Below are 25,513 nucleotides of genomic sequence, written 5' to 3' on the forward strand. Positions count from 1 at the left end.
CTGGCGGCGGCGCTGGCGGTCAGCCGGACCGGCGTGCAGCAGGCGATGCCGCACCGCTCCGAGCTGCCGGAATTGCCCGAGCTCGCCGAGTTGATCGCGAACGGGGCACACTCCGCCGACGGCAACCCCTGACCCTGGAGCGCAGTACCCCATGGACAGCAAGATTCCTGCTTCGGACCGCATCCCGGTCCTCTTCGACACCGACCCCGGCATCGACGACGCGCTCGCGCTCGCGCTGCTGGCCTGCCACCCGCGTTTCGAGCTGGTGGCCGTCACGACGGCCTTCGGCAACGGCCCCGTGGCCACGACCACGCGCCACGCGCGTGGGCTGACGGCGCTCTATCGCCAGGACGTGCCCGTCGCCGCCGGCGCCGAAGGCCCGCTGCGCGATGAGCGCCGCCGCAAGGACGCCGCGCACGTGCACGGCGACGACGGTCTCGGCGGCGTCGCCGACCGCCTGCCGGCGCCGACACGGCCGCTCGATCCGCGTCCCGCGCATCAGCTGATCTGCGACCTCGTCAACGAACGGCCCGGCGAGATCACGCTGGTGGCCGTCGGCCCCTTCACGAACCTGGCGCTCGCGCTCAAGCATGACCCGGCGATCGCCGGCAAGGTCAAGCGCGTCGTCGTGATGGGCGGCGCCTTCGGCCTGAAGGGCCACGGCGGCAACGTGACGCCGGTGGCCGAGGCCAACATCATGGCCGACCCCGAAGCCGCGGACCAGGTCTTCACCGCCGCCTGGCCGGTGACCATCGTCGGCCTGGACGTGACGCAGGAAGCGATCATGCGCGAGGCCGACCTGGCGAAGCTGCGCGGCCGCGGCGACGGCGCGGGCGACCTGCTCTGGCTGGCCACGCGCCACTACCAGCAGTTCTACGATGCGCGCGACGGTATCGGCGGCATCTACGCGCACGACGCCAGCGCCGCGGCGATCCTGCTGGTGCCGGACGCCTTCACCCTGCGCGCGGGCCCGGTGCGCGTGGCGTTGGAGGGCATCGCCACCGGCCAGACCATCCAGGACTGGCGCAGCGAGCACGGCACCGGCACGCCGTGGAGCGGCCACCCCGTGCAGCAGGTCTGCGTCGAGGTGGACGCGGCGCAGGTACTGGCGCTGTTCGACGAGATCTTCTGAATCCGCATCCTCGCCACGAGGCGATGATGCGGCGCCGCCTTCAAGAATCAAGACAATGCACGTCGCGCCACGCGGCGTGAGCAAGGAGAACCTCCCATGACGACCCAAGCCGTGAAGCTGCTGTTGCCCCGCTGGCTGATCACCATGACCCCGGACAGCCCGGTGCTGGAGCAGCACGCGCTGGCCATCGAAGGCGAGCGCATCGCCGCCGTGCTGCCGCGCGAGGAAGCGCTCAAGCGCTACGCCGATGCCGAGCGCGTCGAACTCCCGAACCACGTGCTGATCCCCGGTCTGATCAATGCCCACACGCACTCGGCGATGTCGCTGCTGCGCGGCGTCGCGGACGACCTGGCGCTGATGGACTGGCTCAACAACCACATCTGGCCGCTGGAGCGCCAGTGGGTGAGCGAGGACTGGACCTACCAGGGCTCGCTGCTGTCCGCGGCCGAAGCGCTGCGCGGTGGCGTGACCTACCTGAACGACATGTACTTCTTCCCCACCGCGATGGCCCGCGCGGCGGTGGACAGCGGCATCCGTGCCGGCGTGTCGATCAATGTCATCGACTTCCCCACCGGCTACGCCGCCAACGCCCAGGACTACATCGACAAGGGCCTGGCCGCCTACGAGCAGTTCAAGGGCGAGAAGCTGCTGGACTGGACCAGCGCGCCGCACGCGCCGTACACGGTCTCGGACGAGACCTTCATCCAGCTGCGCGAGCTGGCCGAGAAGTACGACCTGCAGATGCACTGCCACATCCACGAGACGCAGGACGAGATCGACGGCAGCGTGAAGCAGTACGGCGAGCGCCCGCTGGCCCGCCTGAACAAGCTGGGCCTGCTGAACGCGAAGATGATCGCCGTGCACATGGTCCACCTGACCCCGGACGAGATCGATCTCGTCGCGAAGCAGGGCGTGCACCTGGTCCACAACCCGAGCTCCAACCTGAAGCTGGCGTCCGGCGTCGCGCCGGTGAAGGCCCTGGAGGCGGCCGGCGTCAACACCATCCTCGGGACCGACGGCGCGGCCTCCAACAACCGCCAGGACATGTTCAGCGAGATCCGCGCCGCGGCGCTGCTCGCCAAGGGCGTGACCGGCGACCCGCTGACCGTCACCGCGCGCACCGCGCTGGAGATGGCCACCGTGCGCGCCGCCAAGGCCATGGGCCGCGCCAACGACCTGGGCACCCTGGAGGCCGGCAAGCTGGCCGACGTGGTCGCCGTCGCGCTGGATTCGATCGAATGCCAGCCCGTCTATCACGCCGATGCGCAACTCGTTTATGTCGCCGGGCGTGAACATGTCACGGATGTCTGGGTGGGCGGCCGCCAGGTGCTGTCCAAGCGCAACGTTCTGACCTTCGACACGCAAGCCTTGCTTGGGCGAGTAGAGGACATCGTGGCTAAGATGCGCGCGGGGCGCTGATCCCCCCTGAACATGGGGGTGCCGGCGCCGAGGGGCCGGCGGCGATCTGACCGCCGGCGTGCTGGAGACACAGCCGGCCGCCACCGCGAGCCGGCGGGACAGACCACCATGAGCAAGTCAACTCGCAACCGGCCGCTGCGCCGGTTCGCCGCTTCCGTCGCCACCGCCCTGGTGGCGTTCGGCTTCAGTGCCGCCGCGCAGGCGGACATCCTGATCGGCCAGACCGCCGGTTTCACCGGCCAGGTCGCCGCCAGCGTCAAGGAGCTGACGCTGGGCGCCAAGCTCTACATCGACAAGGTCAACGCCACCGGCGGCGTCAACGGTCAGAAGATCGACCTGCAGTCGCTGGACGACGGCTTCGATCCCAAACGTGCCGCCGCCAACGCGCAGACGCTGATCGACAAGGGCGCCGTCGCCCTGTTCCTGACGCGCGGCACGCCGCACACGCAGGCCGTGATGCCGCTGCTCGAGAAGGCCCAGGTGCCGCTGATCGCGCCGTCCACCGGCGCCATGCTGCTGCACAAGCCGGTGCACCCCTTCGTCTTCAACGTGCGCTCGACCTACCAGCGCGAGGCCGAGCGCGCCGTCCAGCTGCTGCTGGAGATGGGCAACACCCGCATCGCGCTGGTGCAGGTGAACGACACCTTCGGCGCGGACGGCATCGCCGGGGCGATGGCGGGCTTCAACGACCGCAAGATGAAGCCGGTGGCCCACTTCACCTACGAGCGCGAAAAGCCGGACATCGCCGGCGTGGTCAAGCAGCTCATCGCCGCAGACCCGCAGGTCGTGCTGATGGTTGCCTCGCAGCAGATCACCGCGGACACGGTCAACGCGCTGCGCGCGGCCGGCTCGCGCATCCTGGGCGCGACCTTGTCCAACAACGCCTCCAACGGCTTCGTCCAGCTGCTGGGCCAGAACGCCGCCGGCATCATCGTCTCGCAGGTCTTCCCGAGCGAACGCTCGACCAACGTGCCGATGGTCCGCGAGCTGGGCGACCTGGTGAAGGCGCATCCCGCCGAATCCAACGGCCAGGTCACGCCGGCCATGATGGAGGGTTTCGCCTCCGCCAAGGTGCTGGTCGAGGCGCTCAAGCGCGCCGGCAAGGACCCCAGCCGCGCCACCATCCAGAAAGTGCTCAACAGCATGACCCGCTTCGACCTGGGCGGGATGGAGGTGGGTTATTCGCCCACCGACCACACGGGCACCAACTACGCGGACATCGCGATCATCGACCCACGGGGGCGCTTCCTGCGCTGACTCCGACCTGAACCCTGCTCTCGCGACGGGCGCCTTCGGGCGCCCGTCTGTTTTTCCTGATGCGGCATCCGGCCAAATGGGCCGCCGCTGCGCGCCCCATCGCGACTGAGTCGATGCCTGGCTATCCTTGCCTCGATATCGTCGATGGCCCTCCCTGAATGGGTCGACGCGACCCCGTATATTCGCCGGCGCCAGGGAATGGTACGAATTCGATGGTCGATCACCAAATTCGCCATTCGAATCGCCGAAACCTAGCAGGTTTGAGTCGATAAATGCATTCATAAGTGAGTGGCAAACTGATCGCAGTCGGTGACACTGCCGCCAATAGTTTGCAAATGGATTTGTGTCATGAGAAATATGTACGCGATCTCGATCGGCTTGACGCTGGCCGGCGCAGGCTGCCTGCTGGCCGAGAGGACCGAGCCACTCACTGCTGGACATCCCTTATTTGAACTTACTGTGATTGGTTATCTGCTGGCGATCGGCGGACTGATGCTGCTGATCGCCTGTCTGGCCGCCAGCGCCGAGGACTGGATCAAAGGCCGATGGCGTCGGGCCTCCGGACCCGCCGACGGGGAATGGGAGGCGCCTGCGCCGCGAATCCTGGACCACCACTGAATTCAGTAGTCTGGCGTTTTCGGGTTTACTTGCTTCGGTGATTGCTCGTTTCCGCTCGCTCGCGAAACTGTGCCCGCCTCTGGGCAATGGGATAACGAGCGAGAAGGAGCCAGCGAATGAGTATTGCCGTCGTGATCATCGAAGACGACCCCACCGTCATGAAAAGGTTGGTGGACGTGATTTCGAACAGTAGCTTTTGCGAGGTGGTGGGCATCGCCAGGAATCGCGGCGAGGCGGTGGCGGCCATCCTCGCCAACCGCGCGGACCTGTATGTGGTCGATCTGGGACTGCCGGATGTCGACGGCGTCGAGCTGATCCGGTTGATCGAGGACAAATGCCCGGAGTCGCGCAGCGTCGTCGTCAGCACCTTCGGCGACAGCAAGCACGTGATGCGCAGCCTGCGGGCCGGGGCCAGCGGCTACCTGCTCAAGGACGAGATCCAGCCGGGGATGGTGGACAAGCTGGTCAGCGCGCACAACGGACAGTCGCCGCTGAGCCCCGCGGTGGCGCAACTCGTCGTCGAGCGGATCACGATGCTCGAGAACAACGTGCGGCCGCATGTCGACCGGCAGAAGGTGCTGCGCGACCTCGGGCTGGGCGAGCGCGAATGGGAAGTGCTGCGACACCTCGTCGACGGCCTGCCCATCGTCGAGATCGGGCGCCGGTTGAGCATCTCCCATCACACCGTCAACCAGCATCTGCGCAGCGTCTATCGCAAGCTCGGCGTGAAGTCGCGGGCGATGGCGGCCAACGCCGCGCGCCTGCACGGGCTCATCGATGAGTAGTCCGAGGCGGAGTTCGCTGAAGACGGTGTTCTTCTGGCTGACCTTCTTCATCCTGGCCCTGCTGGTCGTGACGACCAGCAGCCTGGCGACGCGGGTCTACCGGGTCGAGGGGGCCCAGGCACTGGAAATCGTCGACGCCTCCTCCGACCCGCGCGATGCCGGTCCGGAAGCCCCCCGGCTGACGGGCCCGGTCCTCGCCCACGAGGGCGCGTTCGCCTTGCCCTATTTCCACGATGTGAGCCAGTCGGACGGGCTGAAGCGGGCAAGATTCCGCATCGATCTGGACCGTTACCTGGCGCGTCCCGCACCCTGCTGCGATGACCGGACAGGCGCGCCGTTCCACGGGGATTCACGCATCCCCGGCACCAGCCTGCTGATCAGCCAGGCCCTGGACGGCATGGACGTCTACCTGAACGGCGTCTGGGTCGCCGGCCTGCCGAAATCGACCGCCGATGCCCGCTACAAGTGGTACCGCCCGTTGCAGGTGCCGCTGGCGCGCAGCCTCGTGCGGCCCGACGGCAACGTGCTGACCATCGAACTCACGACCTGGGATCGGCAGATCCACATCGCACCGATCTACATCGGCGACCTGGACACCATCTCCTACATCAGCGAGCTGACCTTGTTCGTCGGAACCTCGCTCGCGAACGCGTCCAACGTCTTCTGCCTGCTGGCGGGCATGTTCATGCTGGGCGCCTGGCTGGCGAACCGGCGGGAGGGGGCCGTGTTCCTGCATGCCGGCGCGACGACGGTGCTGTGGTCGGTGCTGTTCTCGCTGGTGCTGCTGCCCTACCTGCCAGCCGCGATGGTGCCGCTGTGGCTCTGGGCGCAATACGCCTGCATCGGCGGTGTCGTGGTGGTGCTGACGCTGTTCATCTTCGCCTTCGTCGATGAACCGTTGGGGCGCGGCGGCACCCTGGCCCTGTTCGGCGCGGCCGCCTTCGCCGCGATCGCCTATCCGCTGCTGGGCCCGCGCGGGCGCGACTGGCTGGACGCCTACTGGCTGCCGGTGCTGCTGGTGTTCCATCTCTACGCCTGCTCGCGACTGGCGCTGCACGTCGCCCGGACCCGCTCGCGCACGGCCATGTCGCTGCTGTTCCAGTCCGTGCTGGCGCAGGTCTTCGCGCTGCGCGACCACAACGCGGTGCGGCAGCTCGTGTCCTTCCCGATGCCCGACGCGGGCTGGTCGTTCTCGCACCTGCTGGTGACGCCGATCTACCTGAGCCATCTGAGCGTGCCGCTGCTGCTGTTCGTGGTGGCGCAGATCCTGCTGACGAAGTTCCAGGCGAACGTGAAGCGCGTGCGCGACAACAACCGCATCCTCACCGAGACGCTGCTGCAACGCGAGCGCGAGCTGCTGGTCAGCTACAACCGGCAGCGCGAGATGGAGTCCGAATCCGCCGCGCAGGCCGAGCGCGACCGGATCTACCGCGACCTGCACGACGGCATCGGCTCCAAGCTGGTCACGACGCTGTTCAGCGTGCGCGACCGCGACATCGACCATGACCGCCTCGAGCGCGGCCTGATGGATGCGTTGAAGGACCTGCGCGAGATCATCTCGGTGACGGAGGTCCACGAGCAGCGCACGGTCCACGACATCCTGTTCACCTACTGCAGCAACCTCGACGAGTCGCTCACCCGGGCCGATTTCCAGATCGAGTACGACATTCCCGAAGGCCCCGAGATCGTGCTGCTGGCCGACCTCTCCAAGCAGGTGATGCGCATCGTCGAGGAATCCGTCGCCAACACCATCAAGTACGCCAATGCGAGCCGGCTCTCGATCCGCATGACGGTGCTGCCGGGCGAGCGCCTGGAGGTGCTCATCGAGGACAACGGCCTGTCGGGCGCGGCGCAGCGTGACGCGGTCGCGGACGCGGACGCCGCGGAGGCGCACGGGTGCGGGGACGGGTCGCCGCTGACCGGTGGCACCGGTCTGGACGGCCTGCGCCGGCGCGCCGAACGCATCGGCGCGGCCTTCCTTTTCGAACGCACGCCGCAGGGGGCGCGGACCGCGCTGAGCCTGCCGTTGATGACCTGGCAGGCTCCGGACCCAGCAAACGAGTCGGTCAGCGACTGTTCCCAGTCGGAAACCGCTGCATTGCCACTGAGCTGAGCCATCGAACGTTCCGCCGTTCCTCGAAATACTGACGTCCCGCCCGGGCATCCGGGTCTGTCGACGATTTCCATGGCCATGCAATCTTCCCGACCCTCCCGCAGCGGCGTCACGGTAGCCCGGCTGCTGATCCAACCCGAACCCGTCTGCTCCCGTTTCGCACGTCAAGCCATCATCGACGGCTCCGTCGAGCCGATGGGCCAGGAGCTGTGCTTCCGCTGGAGCGCCGGCATGCGCCGCGCGCCGCCGCCCAGCGCTTATGCGACCAGCCTTCTGCTCAGCCAGGCCCTGCTGGACGGCGGCGTGGCGCATCGCCGTCCCGGTTGCCTGTTCGTCGAGATGGACGCGGCGACCCTGCTCAGTCCGATCGCGGATGTCCTGTGCGGGTCGCTCGGCGCGATCCAACTGCCCGTGGGCGTACCGGTCCAGGAGACCATGACGCGGCGCATCGCGCAATTGCATGCGCGCGGCTACCGGTTCGCGCTGGGCGGCGTGGTGACGCCGGAGGATCCGCGCATCGTCTGGCTGCCGATGGTGTCGTTCGTGAAGCTGGACGCGTCGCTCGCGCCGGTGAGCGCCTGGGCGACGGTCCAGGAACTCACGCGACAGGCCGGCGCCACCCTCATCGCCGATCGCATGACCGATCCCGGCGACTACCTGCGCCTGAAGGCGCTGGGTGTGCGCTACTTCCAGGGCGACCTGCTGATGCCGCCTCAGGAGGAATCGCCGAGGGCGCTGCCGAGCTGCGATCTGGACGTGCTCGGACGCATGTTCCGGCTGATGCGCCACGGCGCGCCCCAGGAAGCGCTGGCCATGACCGCGGCCTCGGATCCGGCGCTGGTGATCCGGCTGCTGATGCTGCACCGCCTGCATGCCGGCCGGGCGCGGCCGCCGGCGAGCCTGACCGAGATGCTGGCGGGGCTCCCCGAGCCGGTCCTGATCGGCTGGCTGCATGTGCTGCGCGGCAGCACCTTCGACCTGACGCCGAGCACGCAGAGCTGGTCGCATGCGGTGCGGGAGCAGATCCACAACTACCGCGCCCGCTTGATCGGCGCGCGAGTCTGCGGCAGTCCGGCCGAGCTGGAGGCCAAGGTCTTCGATCTCTATCGGCGCCTGTGTTCGCGGGAACCCGCCGGCCCGGCGTCATGGTCGTCGATCGACCCGTCCGGCAAGGGGTGAGCAGCGGGCGGAATGGAGAAGCCCCGCAGGGCGGGGCTTCGAGAAGGCTTCGGGCGCGTCCGGCGCTCAGTGGATCGGTTCGTCCGGACCCGGGCCGTTGGAGAGGCCGGTGGCCACGCTGAAGCCCGAATCGCCCAGTGTGCCGACCTCGAGTTCCTCCTCGGTGGCATCGCGCACGTCATGCACCATCACGTGGATGCGCAGGCCGACACCGGCCAGCGGATGGTTGCCGTCCAGCACGATGTGCTCCGGATAGACCTCGGTGACGGTGTAGATGCGGTCGGCCGGCATGTCGGGGGTCGAGGCGCCTTCCGGCAGGCCTTCGAACTGCATGCCGACATCGACGTTCTCGGGGAAGACCTCGCGCGGTTCGAAACAGACCAGGGCGCTGTCGTAATCGCCGAACGCGTCCTCGGGCTCGAGCGCCACGCTGACCTCGTCACCGGCGACCTTGTCGACCAGCGCTTCCTCGACCTTGGTGAACAGGTCCTGGCCGCCGTAGAAGAACTCCATCGCCGGGTCCAGCACCTCGACGGATTGGCCTTGGGCGTCCTCGAGTCTCCAAGTCAGGGAGACGACGCAGGGGGCAGTGATTTGCATCGCGCAATTCTCTCAGACAATGCGCGCCCATGACCTCCAAGTCCAAGACACCCCAAGCCTCCGTGGCCCCCGCGACCTCCGTGGCTTCCTCAGTGCCGTCGAGGCGCGCCCGGGGCGGCGCTGCCGCTGCCATCGCCGCCTCCGGCATCGAGATCGACGCGAAGCTGCCGCTGCTCGGCGGGCTGAGCCCCGCCCAGTTCATGAAGCGCCACTGGCAGAAGCAGCCGCTGCTCGTGCGCCAGGCGCTGCCCGGCGTGGTGCCGCCGGTCGATCGCGCCGGGCTGGCCCGTCTGGCGGCCAGCGACGAGGTGGAATCCCGCCTCGTGTCGCAGCAGGACGGCGATCGCTGGACCATGCGCCAAGGGCCGATCGCGAAGCTGCCCGCCTGGAGCAAGCCGCACTGGACGCTGCTGGTGCAGGGACTGGACCTGCACGCCGAGTCCGCGCAGGCGTTGCTGAGCCGCTTCCGCTTCGTGCCGGAGGCCCGCCTGGACGACCTGATGCTGTCGTATGCCAGCGAAGGCGGCGGCGTCGGCCCCCATTTCGATTCCTACGACGTCTTCCTGATCCAGGTGAGCGGCCGTCGCCACTGGCGCATCGGCCGCCTGGGCGTGTCGACCACGGGCGCGTTGCGCGAGGACGTTCCGCTCAAGGTGCTGTCGGACTTCGAGCCGGAACAGGAATTCACGCTCGAACCCGGCGACATGCTTTATCTGCCGCCGGGCTGGGCGCACGACGGCGTGGCGGTCGGGGGCGATTGCATGACCGCGTCGGTGGGCTTCCGTTCGCCCTGGCGCAGCGAACTGGCCAACGAACTGCTGGTACGGCTGACCGACGACGAGGAAGCGCCGCGTGGCGACCGGATGTATGTCGATCCCCGCCAGTCGGCGACGGGCGAGCCGGGACGCATCCCCGAGGCGCTCACGACCTTCGCGCGCGAGGCGGTGCTGAGGGCGGTCGCGCAGCCGCTGGCGCTGGAGCGGGCGCTCGGCGAGGCGCTGACCGAACCCAAGCCGCGCGTCTTCTTCGAGCCGGGCGAGGCCTTGCCGCCGGGGCAGGGCGCGCGGCTGAGCGCGCGCAGCCGCATGATGTACGACGCGGCGCATGTCTTCATCAATGGACAATCCTTCCGGGCCGGTGGTCGCGACGCGACGCTGATGCGCCGGATGGCGGACCGTCGCACGCTGTCCGCCGCCGAGGTCGCGAAGCTGAGCGACGGCGCACGCGACTTGCTGGATCAATGGACCGAGGACGGCTGGGTGCTGCCGGACTGACCAGGAGGAACTCGACATGCCGCTGGAACCCACGATGCCCGAAGGCCAGACTCCTGGACTCGTGCCTGGACTCGTCGAAACGACGGCGGAGGTCCGGCAAATGCTGCGGCAAGCGCTGCAGCTGGCGGCGGAGCAGGGCGGACGCGAGTTGTGCTGGCTGGATCCGGACTTTGCCGACTGGCCGCTGTCCGAGTCCGCGCTGCTGGACGCGCTGCACCGTTGGGCGCTGCCGCACCGCAGATTGCGCCTCCTGGCGAACACCGACTACGAGACCCTGCGGCGCGTCCATCCTCGTTTCGTCCAGTGGCGCCAGACGCACGACCATGTGGTCCAGGCGCGCGCCTACGATCCGGGCGACCTGGCCGAGCGCAGTACCCCCGCGCCCATGGGCCTCCTGCTGGCACCCGGATTGCTGACGATGAAGCTGTGGACGCCGGCGCGGGCCTCTCTTTCGCTGCATGACGCCCGGGAAGAGGCCATGGCGCGCGAGTGGTTTGACGCAATTGAGCAACGGTCTGCCGACTCGTTCGCCAGCAGCACCCTAGGCTTGTAAGGAGATTACAAACTGGTGGCTATAATTGCTGGCTAGGCGGGGGAAGCGCTCGAGGTTTCTCACGTCTTGGTCTGCTGAAGTTCGTACTTGTCATCTGGTACGACTTCATTAATTACCGGTAATTGATTGTTCGTCTAAAAGTTACTTGAGGACAAGTATGAAAAAGTCGATCCTGTTGGCCTCCCTGCTGGCCGTTGTTGCCCTGACCGCTTGCGGCAAGAAGGAAGAAGCCGTCGCTCCCGTGGCGACCCCGGCTCCGGAAGCTTCGGCTCCCGCCGTTGAAGCCTCGGCCCCGGCTGTGGAAGCTTCGGCTGCCGCTTCCGACGCTGCTGCGCCCGCTTCGGCCGCCAGCAACTAAGACGATCACTCGTCCAGAGAAAGCCGCAAGGGTTCGCCCTTGCGGCTTTTTCTTTGTCTGTGCTTTGCCTGTGCTTCGCTCAGCCGAGCCCCACACTGGTATTAGAGTGGAGTTTACCGAGCCCTGCCGCCGCGAATACGGCGGGTCGCCCGAGTCGAATGCCCCCGCAATGAAAAACGCCACCCGGAGGTGGCGTTTTGTTTTGCGCAAACTGATGGTGTACGGTGGTCCACCATCGAGAGGGATCAGCGCACGTCTTCCATCAGCAGTTGCAGGATGCGCTTGGCCATTTCGTTGGTCTGCTGCTGTCCCTTGTCGTCCAGGATCATGACGGTCGAGCTCGTGCCCTCGGTCTTGACCGACACGCGGTAGCGCACCGCCGTGGAGGTGTTGGTCGCGCCGAACAGGCGCTGGAAGAAGTTGGGTTCTTCCTTGCCGGCCTGGTTCGGGTCGGCGTAGCGCAGGAAGAACAGGCCCTGCTTGCGGTCCCGGTCCTCGATCGTGAAGCCGTGGCGGTCCAGCGACTGACCGACCCGGCGCCAGGCGCGATCGAAGTCCTCGTTGACCTTCAGCTGGTCCGGCACGTCCGCCAGCGAACGCGGCGCGTTGCCGCGCGGCGCTTCGGCGAACGAAGGCGCCGGCTGCTGCGCGTTGGCGACCATGGTCTTGGCGTCTTCTTCCTTGCCGCCGAGCTTGAGCATCAGGCGCGAGGTCATCTCGGCTTCCAGCTCCGGATCGGAGGGGCGGGGCTGCCAGCCGGTCTCGTCGCGCTGCGAGTTCGTGTAGACCTCGACCAGGCCGCGGTGGGTGACGTAGATGTCGGTGCCGCCCTGCTCGTTGCGTTCCAGGCGGGTGCGGTACTTGTCGCGCTCGCCGGTGGAGTACAGCGAGTCCAGCAGCGAGCCCAGCGTCTTGCGGATGAAGTCCTGCGGCAGCTTGGCCTTGTTCTCGGCCCAGTTGGTTTCCATCAGGCCGACGTTCTGGTCCTCGGACTCGATCGTGAAGCCGCGGTCCTGCCAGAAGCCCTTGACCTGCGGCCAGACCTGCTCGGGCGGCAGGGTGCTGTGCAGCCAGCGGGCGTTGCCCAGGCGGTGGAACTCGATCGAACCGGCCTTGTCCAGCGCGACAGGCGCGCCGGCGCTGGCGGCGGTCTGGCGCTGCGCATTCGGCTGCGCGGCCATCTGCGCGGCGCTGATCGGGCCGGTGGGGCGGTTTTCCTTGGGCAGCTGCGTCAGGTCCGGCGGCACGTCCAGGCCGGTGGTCTGCTTGGCCTGGGTGCGGTAGTCGACCTTGTCGCTGCTGGTGATGCTCTCGAACGTGCTGCACGCCGTCAGCGAGGCCAGCGCCATCAGGCAGGCCACGCGCACTGGAGTGGGCGCGCCGGATTCAGAAAGGGAACGAGTCACGCTGGAGATCTCCGAGGTAGGTCGCTGCGGCCCGCGGCCGCTGAAGGAAAAGGTGCGGCCGGCGTGCCGGCCGGGAGTGATTAGAGCAGGCCGGCGTCGCGCAGGGCGCCTGCGACCAGGTCCTGGCCGGCGGGCGTCAGCGGCGTCAGCGGCAGGCGCAGGTTGTTGGGGCAGCGTCCCAGCTTGTTCAGGGCCCACTTGGCCGGTGCCGGGCTGGGTTCGCAGAACAGCTGCTTGTGCAGCGGCAGCAACTGGAAGTGCAGGGCGGTGGCCTCGCGCACGCGGCCCTCGATCGCGGCCATGCACATCTCGTGCATCGCCTTGGGCGCGATGTTGGCGGTGACGCTGACGGAACCGCGCCCTCCCATGAACATCATCGCGATGGCGGTGGCGTCGTCGCCGGAGTAGATGCTGAAGCCTTGCGGGGCATGCTTGATCAGCCAGGCGGCGCGCTCGATGTTGCCGGTCGCGTCCTTGATGCCGAACACGCCGGGCAGCGAGGCGCAACGCAGCGTGGTCTCCACCGACATGTCCGCGACCGTGCGGCCGGGCACGTTGTACAGCATCATCGGGATGTCGACCGCCTCGGCGATCGCCTTGAAGTGCTGGTAGATGCCTTCCTGCGACGGGCGGTTGTAGTACGGGACGACCGACAGCGTGGCGTCGGCGCCGACCTGCTTGGCGAAGCGGCTCAGCTCGATGGCCTCGGCGGTGGCGTTGGCGCCGGTGCCGGCCAGCACCGGCTTGCGGCCCTTGACGTGCTCGACGGTGGCGCGGATGACTTCGCGGTTCTCTTCCATCGTGACCGTCGGGGACTCGCCCGTCGTGCCGACGACGCCGATGACGTCCGTGCCCTGGTCGATGTGCCAGTCGATCAGGCTGCGCAGCCCATCGAAGTCGATGCGGCCGTCTTCGTGCATCGGCGTGACCAGCGCGACGATGCTGCCAACAATTGCGTTCATTGAGGATTCCTCTGGATCGGCGGATTCTACTGAAGCGCCGGGGCTCTTTCGGCGCTCATCCGGGGCTCTCGCGGGACTGCCCGCTCAGCGCAGCCGGTATCTGGGGTAGACCCCAGGCGTCGCGCCGTCGACGGGCCGGTTCTCGCGAACCGCAGCAACGCGTTGGACATACCGGCCGTTGACCACACCGCCCCCGGCGTTGGGGGGCTCTGCCTGGATGAAGCCGTCCTCGTAGGCGAGCACGCGCAGGCCGTGGACGGCGGCCAGCAACTCGCCGGGCCTCAGCAGGAAGTCCGGATTGGCGGGACGGCCGACCGTCTGTTGTCCATCGGTAAAGGTCTCGTAAATCAGCCAGCCGCCGGGCGCGACGGCCTCGACGACGCGCGGCAGCAGCGGCCGCCACAGGTAGTTGGTGACGATCACGACGTCGAAGACGCGGTCCGCCAGCGGCCATGGGCCCTGCTCGATGTCGGCCTCGATCAGCTCGACCCGGTCGGAGAGTCCGGCGAGCGTCGCCAGCGCCGCCGCGTCGCGGTCCACGCCGGTGACGGCCGCGCCTTCACCCGCCAGCAGCCGCAGATGGCGGCCCGAGCCGCAGGCGAGGTCCAGCGCCGTGACGCCGTCACGGTCGCGCCAGGCCTGCGCCCAGCGCAGTACCCAATCGCTGGGGAAAGAGCCGCCGGGGAAGGAGGCGCTGGGGGAAGTAGCGCCGGGGAAAGCAGACAGGCTCATGCGGGGCGTTGTTCCTTCTTGAGGGCCTTCAGGGCCATGCGATCGACCATCGCCGGCGCCAGCAGCTTGAGCCAGCGGCCCAGCTTGCCCTTGGCGGTCATGACGATGTCGCGCTCGCGATTGAGCGTGCCGTCGAGGATCAGTCTGGCGCACTCCTGGACCGGCATCGCGCCGCGTTCGTCGAGGCTGCTCAGCCCCGAGGCGTTGCCCTGCGCATTGAAGCCGCGGTAGCGGATCTGCGTGTCGACGACGCCCGGATAGGCGATGGTCACGCTGACGCCGCTGGCGGCGACCTCGGTGCGCAGCGCCTCGAAGAAACCGGTCATCGCGAACTTGCTGGCGCTGTAGGCGGTGCGGCCCGGGATGCCCAGCAGGCCGGCCAGGCTGGAGACCGCGACGATGCGGCCCTTGCTGGCCTTGAGCGCCGGCAGCGCGGCCTGGGTGCACCAGGCCGAGCCCCACAGGTTGATCAGCATCAGGCGCTGGTACCAGGTCAGGTCCTTGACCTGGTCGAACAGCGCATGCGCCGACATGCCGGCGTTGTTGACCAGCACGTCGATCGCGCCGAAGGCGCCCAGCGTCGTGCGCACGAGTTCCTGGCAGTCCTCCTGCGATTCGACGTCGCAGCGCTGCACGCGGGTGTGGGCGCCGAGCGACTCGCATTCCGCCGCCACCTTCTCCAGCTTGTCGACGCTGCGCGCCGCCAGCACGAGCGAGAGCTTGGCGCCCTCGCGCCGCGCCCATTGACGCGCCAGCTCGGCGCCGATGCCGTCGGAGGCGCCGGTGATGATCACGACCATGTTGTCTCCGTTGTCGTTGCGCTCATTGTTGTCAGAAGCAGGCCCAGATCGCGTCGCCCATCTGCTGCATCAGCGAGGGTTGCGTGTAGGCCAGGAAGACCGCCGCCAGGGCCAGGCCCGCGCCCAGCCACGCCACGATCCGCCAGAGTCCGCGCCGGGTCATGGTTTTGCTCCGCCGTCGCGCGTCAGGCCGCGGCCGCCACCGGGCGACGCGTGATGGCCGTTTCGCGTACCGGCAGGTTGGCCAGCATCGCCATCACGCCCAGCGCGATCGCCAGGTACCAGACGACGTCGTAGGAGCCGGTGGCGTCATAGAGCTTGCCGCCCAGCCACACGCCCAGGAAGCTGCCGATCTGGTGGCTGAAGAACACGAAGCCGCCCAGCATCGACATGTGCTGCACGCCGAAGATCTGCGCCACGATGGCGTTGGTCGGCGGCACGGTGGACAGCCACAGCACGCCCATCACCGCGGCGAAGACGTAGACGCTCGCCGGCGTCAGCGGCACGTTCAGGAAGATGATGATCGCGATCGAGCGCAGCAGGTAGATGCCCGACAGCAGGTAGCGCTTGGGGAATTTCTGGCCCAGCGTGCCGGCGGCGTAGGTGCCGAAGACGTTGAACAGGCCGATCAGCGCCAGCGCGTTGGTGGCGACCTGGGGCGTCAGGCCGTGGTCCTTCAGGTAGCTCGGCATGTGCACGCCGATGAACACGACCTGGAAGCCGCAGACGAAGTAGCCCAGCATCAGCAGCTGGAAGCTGCGGTAGCCGAAGGCCTCGCGCAGCGCCTGGCCGATGCTCTGGTGATGCGCGCCGTGGGCGGCATCCCGTGCCGGCTCGCGCAGGCCGAAGGCCAGCGGCACGATCAGGCAGGCCGCGATCGCCAGCACGAACAGCGCGTTCTGCCAGCCGTTGTAGCCGATCAGCCAGTTCTCGACCGGCACCATCAGGAACTGGCCGAAGGAGCCTGCTGCCGCGGCGACGCCCATGGCCCAGGACCGTTTCTCCGCGGAGACGTTGCGGCTGATGACGCCGTAGATGACCGCGTAGGTGGTGCCCGACTGGGCCAGTCCGATCAGCACCCCGGCGCTGCCGAGGAAACCGGCGGTCGAGGTCGACACCGCCATCAGCGCCAGCCCCGCCGCGTAGAGCAGGGCGCCGGCGATCAGCACCCGCAGCGCGCCGAAGCGGTCGGCCAGCATGCCGGCGAACGGGCCGGCCGCGCCCCAGGCGATGTTCTGGACGGCCAGCGCCAGGGAGAAGGCCTCGCGGGTCCAGCCGCGGTCCATCGTGACCGGCGTCAGCCACAGGCCGAAGCCGTGGCGGATGCCCATCGACAGCGTGACGATCGCGGCGCCGCAGATCAGCACCTGTCGCATCGACAGGCCGCGGGAGGAAGAAGGGGGGATCGGCATCGCGCTCATCCGATCAATGTACCGGCTGGCCGGGCGTCTCAGCGCGTGCCGGTCTTGGATGCGGGTTTCCCCGATGACTTCTTCTTGGCGGACGACTTGGCCGTGGACTTGGCGCCGGACTTCTTGCCGGAGGCTTTCTTCTCGGCGCCGGCGGCGGAGTTCAGCGCGTTGTTCTCCTCGCCGGCGGTGGCGGCGACGTCGTCCAGCTGCGTCAGCACGCGGCCCTGCTTGATGCGCAGGATCGGCTTGTCCAGGGCGTCGAGGTCCTCCAGCGGATTGCCGATCAGCACCAGGAAGCTGGCCTCGCAGCCGGGCTGGAAGCAGCCGAGCTTGCGCTGCGGGAACAGGGCCTTGGGCGTCTCGACCGTGGCCAGGCGCAGCAGGGCGGTCTTGTCGAGCACGCCCAACTGGTCGAGGTGATGGACCTCGCTCAGCGCGTTGCCGGTGAACAGGTCGGAGCCGACCAGCAGCCGCGCGCCGGCGGCCTTGAGCCGCTCCAGGTTCTGCTTCTGCACGGCCTCGATGCGCGCCAGCAGCTCCGGCGCGGGCTGGAACAGCCGCGTCGCGACCGTCGCGGTGACGATGCCGATCTTCTTCTCGGCGGCCAGCGCGGCGACGTCCGGCGGGATCAGATGGGTTTCCGGTTCCTCGCCGTGCTGCGGGAAGTAGCCCGGCAGCTCGGCGATGAAGTCGGCGCCGGCGCGCACCGCGGCAGCGAAGTCGGCGGCGCTCTCGATGTGGACCACGACCCGTCGCTGCTCCGCATGCGCGCGGCGGACCACCTCGGCCACGACCTCGGGCGTCACGCCCAGCCGGCCGCGCTGCTCGGGCACGTGGCGCAGCTCGGGCCGGTCGTGGTAGCTCATGATGACCTTCACCAGGTCGGTGTGGCGGCCGGCGATCAGCGGCCACTTCTGGCCGACCTGCTCGGGCGTGTCCATGACCAGCACCGCCTTGTCGACGATCTGGTCCAGCGCCATCGGCGGCGTGCCGGACTGCAGCATCGCCAGCGGCTGGCCGTCGGACGAGGTGATGCAGGCGGTGGCGAACAGCACGTCCGGTGTCTCCGGCTGCGAGATGCGGGCGCGGATCGGCTCGATCGCGGCCGGATCGGCGCACAGCATCGCCGCGTAGAACACGCCGTCGCGCAGGTAATCCTGACCGAACTTGTCCAGGCCCCAGGCGCTCTGCAGGTTGTGGTTGTGCGCGTCCGCGAGCGGCGCCACCAGCGTCTGGCCGCGCAGCTCCAGCAGGCGGTTGACCTTGCGGGGGCGCTTCTCGACGAAGCGGCCGTCCTCGACGTAGAGCGTGCCGCTCTGCAGCTTCTCGCCGTCGAACCAGCGAGCGTGGCGCAGCTCCAGGGCCATCTCGGGGCTGGCCTTGAAGTCGTCGGCGCGGGCAGTGCCCGCTCCGAAGAGGGAGGTCAGGGCGAGGGCGAGGGCGAGGGCGAGGGGGACCCAGGCACCAAGGGCAGCCAGGACAGCCGGAGGGCGGCGCGAGGAACGGGGCAGGAGCGGCATCGGACCAGTCGGGCGGGGGCGTGCGGACAAGCGGCGGATGCTACGACAGCGCTCCCATGCCGCAAGCGCTCGATCGGTAACCGGAAGTGCGGGAACGGCGGCCTCGTGCGGCCTGCGCGCGCGGGTCCCCCGCAGGGGGTGGAAACCCCCATGGGAACGACCCCTGCCGGCAGGTGGTCGGGAGCGTCACCGACGCTGCATAGAATCCCGCCCCATGGCAACCAAAGCAGTCACTCCCACCAGCAGCGCCCCGGGAAGCTACGGCGAAGGCTCGATCCGCGTCCTCAAGGGACTGGAGCCCGTCAAGCAGCGCCCGGGCATGTACACCCGCACCGACAACCCCCTGCACGTCATCCAGGAGGTGATCGACAACGCGGCCGACGAGGCGCTGGCCGGTCACGGCAAGCGCATCGCCGTCACCCAGCACACCGACGGCTCGATCACCATCGAGGACGACGGCCGCGGCATTCCCTACGGCCTGCATCCCGAGGAGGGCGTGCCGGTCGTCGAGATCGTCTTCACCCGGCTGCACGCCGGCGGCAAGTTCGATAAGGGCTCGGGCGGCGCCTACAGCTTCTCGGGCGGTCTGCACGGCGTGGGCGTGTCGGTGACCAACGCCCTGGCCAAGCGGCTGCAGGTGACGGTCTACCGCGAGGGTAACGTCGCGACGCTGGCCTTCTCGGGCGGCGACGTCATCGAGCCGGTGGCCACGCGCAAGGCCGAGCTCAAGGCCGGCGACCGCAAGCAGGGCACGACGGTGCGCGTCTGGCCCGACGGCAAGTATTTCGAGAGCGCCGACCTGCCCAAGGGCGAACTGGTGCACCTGCTGCGTTCCAAGGCCGTGCTGATGCCCGGCGTCACGGTGACGCTGACGCAGGAGAAGACCGGCGAGACGCAGACCTGGACCTACAAAGGCGGCCTGCGCGACTACCTGATGCAGGCGCTGCCCGCTGATCCGCTGATCCCGCTGTTCGAGGGCGAGCAGTTCGCGACCGCCTCCGAGAGCGAGAACTTCGCCGAGGGCGAGGGTGCCAGCTGGTGCGTGGCCTTCACCGAGGAGGGTCAGGTCATGCGCGAGAGCTACGTGAACCTGATCCCGACGGTGGCCGGCGGGACGCACGAGTCCGGCCTGAAGGACGGCCTGTTCGGCGCGATCAAGGGCTTCATCGAGATGCACGCGCTCGCGCCCAAGGGCGTGAAGTTGATGGCGGAAGACGTGTTCTCGCGCGCCAGCTTCGTGCTGTCGGCCAAGGTGCTGGATCCGCAGTTCCAGGGCCAGACCAAGGAGCGGCTGAACTCGCGCGACGCGCTGCGGCTGGTGTCCGCCTTCGTGAAGCCGGCGCTGGAGCTGTGGCTCAACCAGCATGTCGAACACGGCAAGAAGCTGGCCGAACTCGTCATCAAGCAGGCGCAGACGCGCCAGCGCGCGGCGCAGAAGGTCGAGAAGCGCAAGAGCTCCGGCGTGGCCGTGCTGCCCGGCAAGCTCACCGACTGCGAAAGCACCGACCTGCTGCACAACGAGCTCTTCCTGGTCGAGGGCGACTCGGCGGGCGGTTCGGCCAAGATGGGCCGCGACAAGGAATTCCAGGCCATCCTGCCGCTGCGCGGCAAGGTGCTGAATGCCTGGGAGGTCGAGCGCGACCGGCTGTTCGCCAACAACGAGATCCACGACATCTCGGTGGCCATCGGCGTCGACCCGCACGGCAAGAACGACGAGCCGGACCTGTCCGGCCTGCGCTACGGGAAGATCTGCATCCTCTCGGACGCGGACGTCGACGGCGCCCACATCCAGGTGCTGCTGCTGACGCTGTTCTTCCGCCACTTCCCCAAGCTGATCGCCACCGGCCACGTGTACGTGGCGCGGCCGCCGCTGTTCCGCGTGGACGCGCCGGCGCGGGGCAAGAAGCCCGCGGCCAAGCTCTACGCGCTGGACGAGGGCGAGCAGACCGCCATCCTCGACAAGTTGCGCAAGGAGGGCGCGCGCGAAGGCAGCTGGAGCATCAGCCGCTTCAAGGGCCTGGGCGAAATGAACGCCGAGCAGCTCTGGGACACGACGCTGAATCCGGAGACGCGCCGCCTGCTGCAGGTGCAGTACGGCGAGCTCGACTTCGGCGACACCGAGGGCGCCATCAACAAGCTGATGGGCAAGGGCGAGGCGGCCGCGCGCCGCGAACTGATGGAGTTGCACGGCGACTCCATCGAAGTGGACGTCTGAAGCCCGGACCGCGCCATGCTGGAACACCGCGTCACGCTCCGACCCACGATGCTGTTCGACCTGGACTTCGTCGTGGGCGTGGAGCAGGACGCGGGCAACCGGCCCTTCATCACGCCGTGGGAGCGCACGCAGCACGAGGGCGCCGTCCGGTTCCCGGACGCGCGGCACTTCATCGTGGAGCTGGACGCCGAGCGCGCCGGTTTCGTGATCCTGCAGGGCTGCCGCAATCCCAACCGCTCGGTGGAGCTCAAGCGCATCGTGCTCGGCCCGAAGGGGCAGGGCGTCGGCCGCCTGTGCGTGCGGCTGCTCAAGAAGATGGCGTTCACGCAGCTGGGGGCGCACCGCTTCTGGCTGGACGTGAAGGGCCGCAACACGCGGGCGCAATCGCTGTATCGCAGCGAGGGTTACGTCGAGGAAGGCCGGCTGCGCGAATGCGTGCGGGTCGAGCCGATGCCCGATGCCGACGGCGTCATGGACGAGGGCTTCGACGACCTGATCGTGATGTCGCTGCTCAGGCGCGAATACGAGGCGCGCGCCGCGCAGGGGCTGGAGGCCGCATGAGCCACGGTCGTCCCACCTACGGCGGACGCTGGCTGCGCAAACGGCTGGCGCTGAGCATCGCGGTGGCTTTCGCGGCCAAGCTGTCGCCGGCGCACGCGGAGCTCTGGGGCTACGTGGATGCCGACGGCATCGCGCATTTCGCGCCGGTGCAGGTGGACAGCCGATTCCAGCCGGTGATGTCGCCGCTGAGCGGCATCCGGCGCGTGCCGGGCAAGACCGACCACGGCCAGCGCATGCTGACCTGGCTGGACATCGCGCCTGAGGTGAAGGCGGTGCAGCCGTACCTGCGCGAGGCGGCCGCGGCCACCGGCATCGACGCGGAGTTGCTGAAGGCGATCATCGCGGTCGAGTCCGGCTTCAAGCCCGACGCGGTGTCGCCGCGCGGTGCGACCGGCCTGATGCAGATCACCGCGGCGACGGCGCAGCGCTACGCGACGCCGGACGAGCTGCGGCGCGCCGGGTACCTTCAGGATCCGCGCACCAATGTGCTGATCGGTGCGCGGATGCTGGCGGACCTGACGCGGCGCTTCGGACGCCTCGATGCGGCGCTGGCCGCCTGGAACGCCGGCGAGGGCGCGGTGCGGCGTGCCGGGGGGCACATGCCCGACATCGACGAGACGCAGGCCCATGTGCACTTGGTGCTGGAGCTCTACTGGGCGCTGCTGCAGCGCAGCCTCGGCAGCCGGGCCAGGCAATTGACGATGATCGCGGCGCCGCTCGAATGAGCGCCATGCGCGGTCGCAAGAACATTCCCCCAAGACATTCGCAAGCAGATTCGAACGACCGGCGCAGGCCGGCATGAGAGAGATGACCCAAGAGACCTTTGATTTCGAGAACCCGAACGGACCCGGCGGCCCGGGCGGGCAGTCCCCGTCGGGCGACGCGCTGACGCTGGCGCAGTACGCGCAGCAGGCCTACCTGGAGTACGCGCTGTCGGTGGTGAAGGGCCGGGCGCTGCCGTCCTACAGCGACGGCCAGAAGCCGGTGCAGCGGCGCATCCTGTTCACGATGGAGCGCCTTGGACTGGGCTTCACCGGCACGACCGGCGCGAAGGCGGTCAAGAGCGCGCGCGTGGTCGGCGAGGTGCTGGGCAAGTACCACCCGCACGGCGACCAGGCCGCGTACGACGCGATGGTGCGCATGGCGCAGGACTTCAGCCAGCGTTACCCGCTGGTCGACGGCCAGGGCAACTTCGGCAGCCGCGACGGCGACAACGCCGCCGCGATGCGCTACACGGAAGCGCGGCTGTCGGCCTACTCGCGCCTGCTGCTCGATGAACTCGACCAGGGCACGGTCGACTTCCAGCCCAACTACGACGGCTCCGAGAGCGAGCCCCGCGAGCTGCCGGCCCGGCTGCCGTTCGTGCTGCTGAACGGCGCCTCCGGCATCGCGGTCGGCATGGCCACGGAGATCCCCAGCCACAACCTGCGCGAAGTCGCCGAGGCGGCGGTGCTGCTGCTCAAGCGCCCGGACTCGAGCGACGACGAGCTGTTCGGAATCATCAAGGGTCCGGACTATCCGGGCGGCGGCCAGCTGATCAGCTCGGCGGACGAGATCCGCGCGGCCTACAGCACCGGCCGCGGCAGCTTGAAGGTGCGCGCGCGCTGGAAGATCGAGGACCTCGCCCGCGGCCAGTGGCAACTGGTCGTGACCGAGCTGCCGCAAGGCGTCAGCACGGCCAAGGTGCTCGAGGAGATCGAGGAACTGACCAACCCCAAGGTCAAGACCGGCAAGAAGACGCTGACGGCGGAGCAGCTGCAGCTCAAGGCGTCGGTGCTGGCTGTGCTGGACAAGGCCCGCGACGAGTCCAACAAGGACGCGCCGGTGCGCCTGGTCTTCGAGCCCAAGAGCCGCACGGTCGACCAGCAGGACTTCATCAACACGCTGCTCGCGCAGACCAGCCTGGAGACGACGGCGCCGCTGAACCTGACGATGGTCGGCGACGACGGCCGCCCGACGCAGAAGACGCTGCGCAAGATCCTGACGGAGTGGATCGGTTTCCGGCTGAACACGGTGACCCGGCGCACGCAGCATCGCCTGGACAAGGTCCGCGACCGCATCCATATCCTGGAAGGCCGCCACGAGATCCTGCTGCACATCGACGAGGTCATCGCGCTCATCCGCCATTCGGATGAACCGAAGCCTGCGCTGATCGAGCGCTTCAAGCTGAGCGAGCGCCAGGCCGAGGACATCCTGGAAATCCGACTGCGCCAGCTCGCGCGGCTGGAGTTCATCAAGATCGAGCAGGAGCTGAAGACCCTGCGCGAGGAGGCCGGCAAGCTCGAGGAAATCCTCTCCAACCCGTCGGTGCTGCGCCGCACGGTGGTCAAGGAGATCGAGGCCGACGCCAAGCAGTACGGCGACGACCGCCGCACCGAGATCAAGGAAGACAAGCGCGCGGTGGCCGAGGTGCGCATCGTCGACGAGCCGGTCACGGTCGTCGTCAGCCTGAAGGGCTGGGTGCGTGCGCTCAAGGGCCACGAGGTGGATGCGGCGACGCTGGCGTTCAAGTCGGGCGACTCGCTGTATGGCGTGTTCCCGTGCCGCAGCGTCGATCCGCTGGTGGTGCTGGGCACCAACGGCCGGGCGTACTCGGTGCCGGTCTCGGCGCTGCCGGGCGGCCGCGGCGACGGCCAGCCGATCACGACGCTCATCGAGCTCGAGTCGGGCACGCAGATCGCGCATTACTTCGCCGGCGCGTCGACGCAGAAGCTGCTGCTCGCGGGCACCGGCGGCTTCGGCCTGGTGGCCGAGGTCGGCGACCTGGTCGGCCGCCAGAAGGCGGGCAAGAGTTTCCTGAGCCTGGAAGGCGAGGAGCGTCCGCTGCCGCCGTCGGTGGTGCCGGTCGCCGCCGCGAAGGGAGAGCCCGCGGGTGTGCAGGTCGCCTGCCTGTCGATGGCCGGCCGCCTGCTGACCTTCGCGATCGACGAGCTCAAGCACCAGCCCAAGGGCGGGCGCGGCCTCACGCTGATCGACCTGGAGCCGAAGGACGCGCTGGTCAGCGTCGCCGCGTTCACGAACCTGCTGATGGTCAGCGGCACGGTCCGCGGCGGCAAGGCCAAGGAGGAGCCGCTGCGCAACGCGGCCCTCGCGGCCTATGCCGGCAAGCGCGCCAAGAAGGGCAAGGCCTGTGACGTCATGACCAAGCCGATGCGCGTCACGGCGGGCTGATCGCCCGTTCGGTCCGGACCGGTGTCAGTCTCATCAGGGGACTGCCGCCGAGCCGGTTCACGATGCCGCGTTCCAGCGGACGGTTCCGATCGATGGACTGGCCGTCGAACTTCGACAGCATCTCGATGAGGAACAGCTGGGAATCCGCGACCGCCAGATAGCGACCGGGGCATCGGTTCGGACCGGAAAAAAAGGTCTGCACGATGTCGTCATGCCGCTGGTTGAACAGTTCCAGTGTCGGCCGACCGTCTTCGGCCAGCGCCAGGTCGATGTCCGGGACGTGCCGGGCCTGCATGTCTTCGATGTCGAAGATCACCGCGTCTCCTTTCCGGAGCGGGTGCGACGTGCCGTTGCCGTCGGTGAAGGATGTTGCGTCCAGGACATCCCGGGACACGATGCCCACCGGACTTTCGGTCAGGGTGGCCGGCAGGAGCTGGCGCAGTGTGGGGCAGTTGCGCAGTTGCGTCACCTCGCCCACGCCGTCCGGAAAGTCCTCGCGGATGAGGCGCCGCAGCTGCTGGAGTTCCTTGGGGTGCTCGTAGAAGTGGTGGAGCGTCCTTTCAATCTGGTTGCCGGTGGTGAACAGCGACGCCGCGAGACTCATCGCGGCGTCGACCAGCACGGGCTTCGGCAGCCGCGTCGCTTCGTTCACCTGCGCTGGATCGATCTTGTGGCGCTTGAGGATGCTCAAGGCCAGGGAGTCCCCGATGTCGTGCCGGTCCGCGCCCGCGACGAGCATCCTGCGGCCGGCCTCATGGAACTCGTCGGCGGCGCGGCGCGCCTCCTTGGCCATGTAGGGCGCCGTGCCGGGCAGGTTGGCGGCGAGGGCGGTCTTGAGCATCGATGTGGCCTCCCGGTGCAGCGCCTCCACCCCGCGCCTGAACACGTCGACCTGATCGCAGAGATCGACGTCGACACCGGCGATGGCACGCGCGCCCACGTCGAAGAGGTAGCGCAGGATGATGTCCCGCATGTCCACTGGCGCGTCTGGCGCCGCTGAGAGGGCGGCTCGGGTCGTGGCCGCCGCCCGGTTCGCGTGGGCGGCGATCTCCGGCGTCAGCGCCTCGATGTGGCGCTGGCCGAAGTGACGGTTGAACTCGCCGGCCCGGCGCTCATGCAGCTTGCCGTGCGGCATCAGGAACAGCGTGTCCGGGCCGAAGACCGATTTCAGCAGATTGACGCCCGGGCCGCGGTCGAGCGCTCGATCGCGCGCCAATGTCCGCATCAAGTCGGCATCGCGCACGAACACGAGTTGTGCCTTGCCGGGCAAGGCGACGATCGTGGTGGCCGGTGTCGGGGGCAATCGTCGGACGGTGTCGGAGGGGTGGGTCGACAGGAGCTGGGCCAGGTTGGAGAAGGGACGAAGGCAATCGAAGGAGAACATGCAGGCAGTGGGCTGAAGCGAGGCGCATTGGTGGCGGCAACGATGTCAGACGTTCCCGACGC

General features: G+C 68.5%; 23 protein-coding genes. 14 read left to right on the forward strand and 9 right to left on the reverse strand.

Features of this window, described 5'->3' with window-relative positions; translation table 11 throughout:
- Nucleotides 1-151: 151 nt before the first annotated feature.
- The 7 genes from VF536_RS00545 (at nt 152) to VF536_RS00575 (ending at nt 8,503) form a co-directional block, all read left to right on the forward strand.
- Complete coding sequence (locus tag VF536_RS00545) at nt 152-1,132, forward strand: nucleoside hydrolase (RefSeq protein WP_331612811.1); 981 nt, start codon at nt 152-154, stop codon at nt 1,130-1,132.
- Between the two features lie 96 nt (nt 1,133-1,228).
- Nucleotides 1,229-2,551: a TRZ/ATZ family hydrolase gene (locus VF536_RS00550; protein ID WP_331612812.1), complete on the forward strand. Its 1,323-nt coding sequence runs from the start codon at nt 1,229-1,231 to the stop codon at nt 2,549-2,551.
- Between the two features lie 108 nt (nt 2,552-2,659).
- The gene (locus tag VF536_RS00555) at nt 2,660-3,808 is read left to right on the forward strand and encodes an ABC transporter substrate-binding protein (protein ID WP_331612813.1); all 1,149 of its coding nucleotides are present in this window, start codon (nt 2,660-2,662) and stop codon (nt 3,806-3,808) included.
- Nucleotides 3,809-4,156: 348 nt separating this feature from the next.
- Nucleotides 4,157-4,426, forward strand: coding sequence for a hypothetical protein (locus VF536_RS00560; RefSeq protein WP_331612814.1), 270 nt, complete (start codon nt 4,157-4,159; stop codon nt 4,424-4,426).
- Nucleotides 4,427-4,542: 116 nt separating this feature from the next.
- Nucleotides 4,543-5,211 (forward strand): response regulator transcription factor, encoded by a 669-nt coding sequence (locus tag VF536_RS00565; protein ID WP_331612815.1) that lies wholly within the window; start codon nt 4,543-4,545, stop codon nt 5,209-5,211.
- The gene (locus tag VF536_RS00570; protein WP_331612816.1) at nt 5,204-7,324 is read left to right on the forward strand and encodes a hypothetical protein; all 2,121 of its coding nucleotides are present in this window, start codon (nt 5,204-5,206) and stop codon (nt 7,322-7,324) included. Before VF536_RS00565 ends, VF536_RS00570 begins: the two co-directional genes overlap by 8 nt.
- A 78-nt stretch (nt 7,325-7,402) precedes the next feature.
- Nucleotides 7,403-8,503, forward strand: coding sequence for a hypothetical protein (locus VF536_RS00575; protein ID WP_331612817.1), 1,101 nt, complete (start codon nt 7,403-7,405; stop codon nt 8,501-8,503).
- Nucleotides 8,504-8,569: 66 nt separating this feature from the next.
- Here VF536_RS00575 and VF536_RS00580 read toward each other — a convergent pair whose 3' ends face one another.
- The gene (locus tag VF536_RS00580; protein ID WP_331612818.1) at nt 8,570-9,103 is read right to left on the reverse strand and encodes a peptidylprolyl isomerase; all 534 of its coding nucleotides are present in this window, start codon (nt 9,101-9,103) and stop codon (nt 8,570-8,572) included.
- Between the two features lie 146 nt (nt 9,104-9,249).
- On the opposite strand from VF536_RS00580, the gene VF536_RS00585 reads away from it, so the two are divergent.
- From VF536_RS00585 to VF536_RS00595, 3 genes are all read left to right on the forward strand, one after another.
- Nucleotides 9,250-10,377 carry a JmjC domain-containing protein gene (locus VF536_RS00585; RefSeq protein WP_331612877.1) on the forward strand — a complete coding sequence of 376 codons (1,128 nt, stop codon included), beginning with the start codon at nt 9,250-9,252 and terminating at the stop codon, nt 10,375-10,377.
- Between the two features lie 16 nt (nt 10,378-10,393).
- A complete protein-coding gene (locus VF536_RS00590; protein ID WP_331612819.1) occupies nt 10,394-10,930 on the forward strand; it encodes a hypothetical protein in 537 nt (178 codons plus the stop codon).
- Between the two features lie 157 nt (nt 10,931-11,087).
- On the forward strand, nt 11,088-11,288 hold the full coding sequence (locus VF536_RS00595; protein WP_331612821.1) for a hypothetical protein: 201 nt from the start codon (nt 11,088-11,090) through the stop codon (nt 11,286-11,288).
- A gap of 245 nt (nt 11,289-11,533) precedes the next feature.
- On the opposite strand, the gene bamC is transcribed toward VF536_RS00595, so the two are convergent.
- The 7 genes from bamC to VF536_RS00630 form a co-directional block, all read right to left on the reverse strand.
- Complete coding sequence (gene bamC / locus VF536_RS00600) at nt 11,534-12,694, reverse strand: outer membrane protein assembly factor BamC (protein ID WP_331612823.1); 1,161 nt, start codon at nt 12,692-12,694, stop codon at nt 11,534-11,536.
- An 80-nt stretch (nt 12,695-12,774) separates the two neighbouring features.
- The gene (dapA, locus tag VF536_RS00605; RefSeq protein WP_331612824.1) at nt 12,775-13,656 is read right to left on the reverse strand and encodes a 4-hydroxy-tetrahydrodipicolinate synthase; all 882 of its coding nucleotides are present in this window, start codon (nt 13,654-13,656) and stop codon (nt 12,775-12,777) included.
- Nucleotides 13,657-13,740: 84 nt separating this feature from the next.
- The gene (locus VF536_RS00610; RefSeq protein ID WP_331612826.1) at nt 13,741-14,388 is read right to left on the reverse strand and encodes a class I SAM-dependent methyltransferase; all 648 of its coding nucleotides are present in this window, start codon (nt 14,386-14,388) and stop codon (nt 13,741-13,743) included.
- The gene (locus VF536_RS00615; protein ID WP_331612827.1) at nt 14,385-15,188 is read right to left on the reverse strand and encodes an SDR family oxidoreductase; all 804 of its coding nucleotides are present in this window, start codon (nt 15,186-15,188) and stop codon (nt 14,385-14,387) included. The genes VF536_RS00610 and VF536_RS00615 overlap by 4 nt, the downstream gene beginning before the upstream one ends.
- Before the next feature lie 31 nt (nt 15,189-15,219).
- On the reverse strand, nt 15,220-15,351 hold the full coding sequence (locus VF536_RS00620; protein ID WP_331612828.1) for a hypothetical protein: 132 nt from the start codon (nt 15,349-15,351) through the stop codon (nt 15,220-15,222).
- A 22-nt stretch (nt 15,352-15,373) separates the two neighbouring features.
- Entirely contained in the window at nt 15,374-16,600 is a 1,227-nt protein-coding gene (locus VF536_RS00625) for an MFS transporter (RefSeq protein ID WP_331612829.1), read from the reverse strand.
- A 38-nt stretch (nt 16,601-16,638) separates the two neighbouring features.
- Complete coding sequence (locus VF536_RS00630; protein WP_331612830.1) at nt 16,639-17,967, reverse strand: amidohydrolase family protein; 1,329 nt, start codon at nt 17,965-17,967, stop codon at nt 16,639-16,641.
- A gap of 367 nt (nt 17,968-18,334) precedes the next feature.
- On the opposite strand from VF536_RS00630, the gene VF536_RS00635 reads away from it, so the two are divergent.
- The 4 genes from VF536_RS00635 (at nt 18,335) to parC (ending at nt 24,067) form a co-directional block, all read left to right on the forward strand.
- The gene (locus VF536_RS00635; RefSeq protein WP_331612831.1) at nt 18,335-20,335 is read left to right on the forward strand and encodes a DNA topoisomerase IV subunit B; all 2,001 of its coding nucleotides are present in this window, start codon (nt 18,335-18,337) and stop codon (nt 20,333-20,335) included.
- A gap of 15 nt (nt 20,336-20,350) precedes the next feature.
- Complete coding sequence (locus VF536_RS00640) at nt 20,351-20,896, forward strand: GNAT family protein (RefSeq protein ID WP_331612832.1); 546 nt, start codon at nt 20,351-20,353, stop codon at nt 20,894-20,896.
- Nucleotides 20,893-21,621, forward strand: coding sequence for a lytic transglycosylase domain-containing protein (locus VF536_RS00645; protein ID WP_331612833.1), 729 nt, complete (start codon nt 20,893-20,895; stop codon nt 21,619-21,621). The genes VF536_RS00640 and VF536_RS00645 overlap by 4 nt, the downstream gene beginning before the upstream one ends.
- Nucleotides 21,622-21,703: 82 nt before the next feature.
- Nucleotides 21,704-24,067 carry a DNA topoisomerase IV subunit A gene (parC, locus tag VF536_RS00650; protein ID WP_414710242.1) on the forward strand — a complete coding sequence of 788 codons (2,364 nt, stop codon included), beginning with the start codon at nt 21,704-21,706 and terminating at the stop codon, nt 24,065-24,067.
- Here parC and VF536_RS00655 read toward each other — a convergent pair.
- Nucleotides 24,054-25,451 (reverse strand): hypothetical protein, encoded by a 1,398-nt coding sequence (locus tag VF536_RS00655; protein WP_331612835.1) that lies wholly within the window; start codon nt 25,449-25,451, stop codon nt 24,054-24,056. The two genes, parC and VF536_RS00655, sit on opposite strands and share 14 nt — an antisense overlap.
- Nucleotides 25,452-25,513: the final 62 nt, after the last annotated feature.

The organism is Roseateles sp. (genome assembly GCF_036486225.1).
Classification (GTDB): domain Bacteria; phylum Pseudomonadota; class Gammaproteobacteria; order Burkholderiales; family Burkholderiaceae_C; genus Roseateles.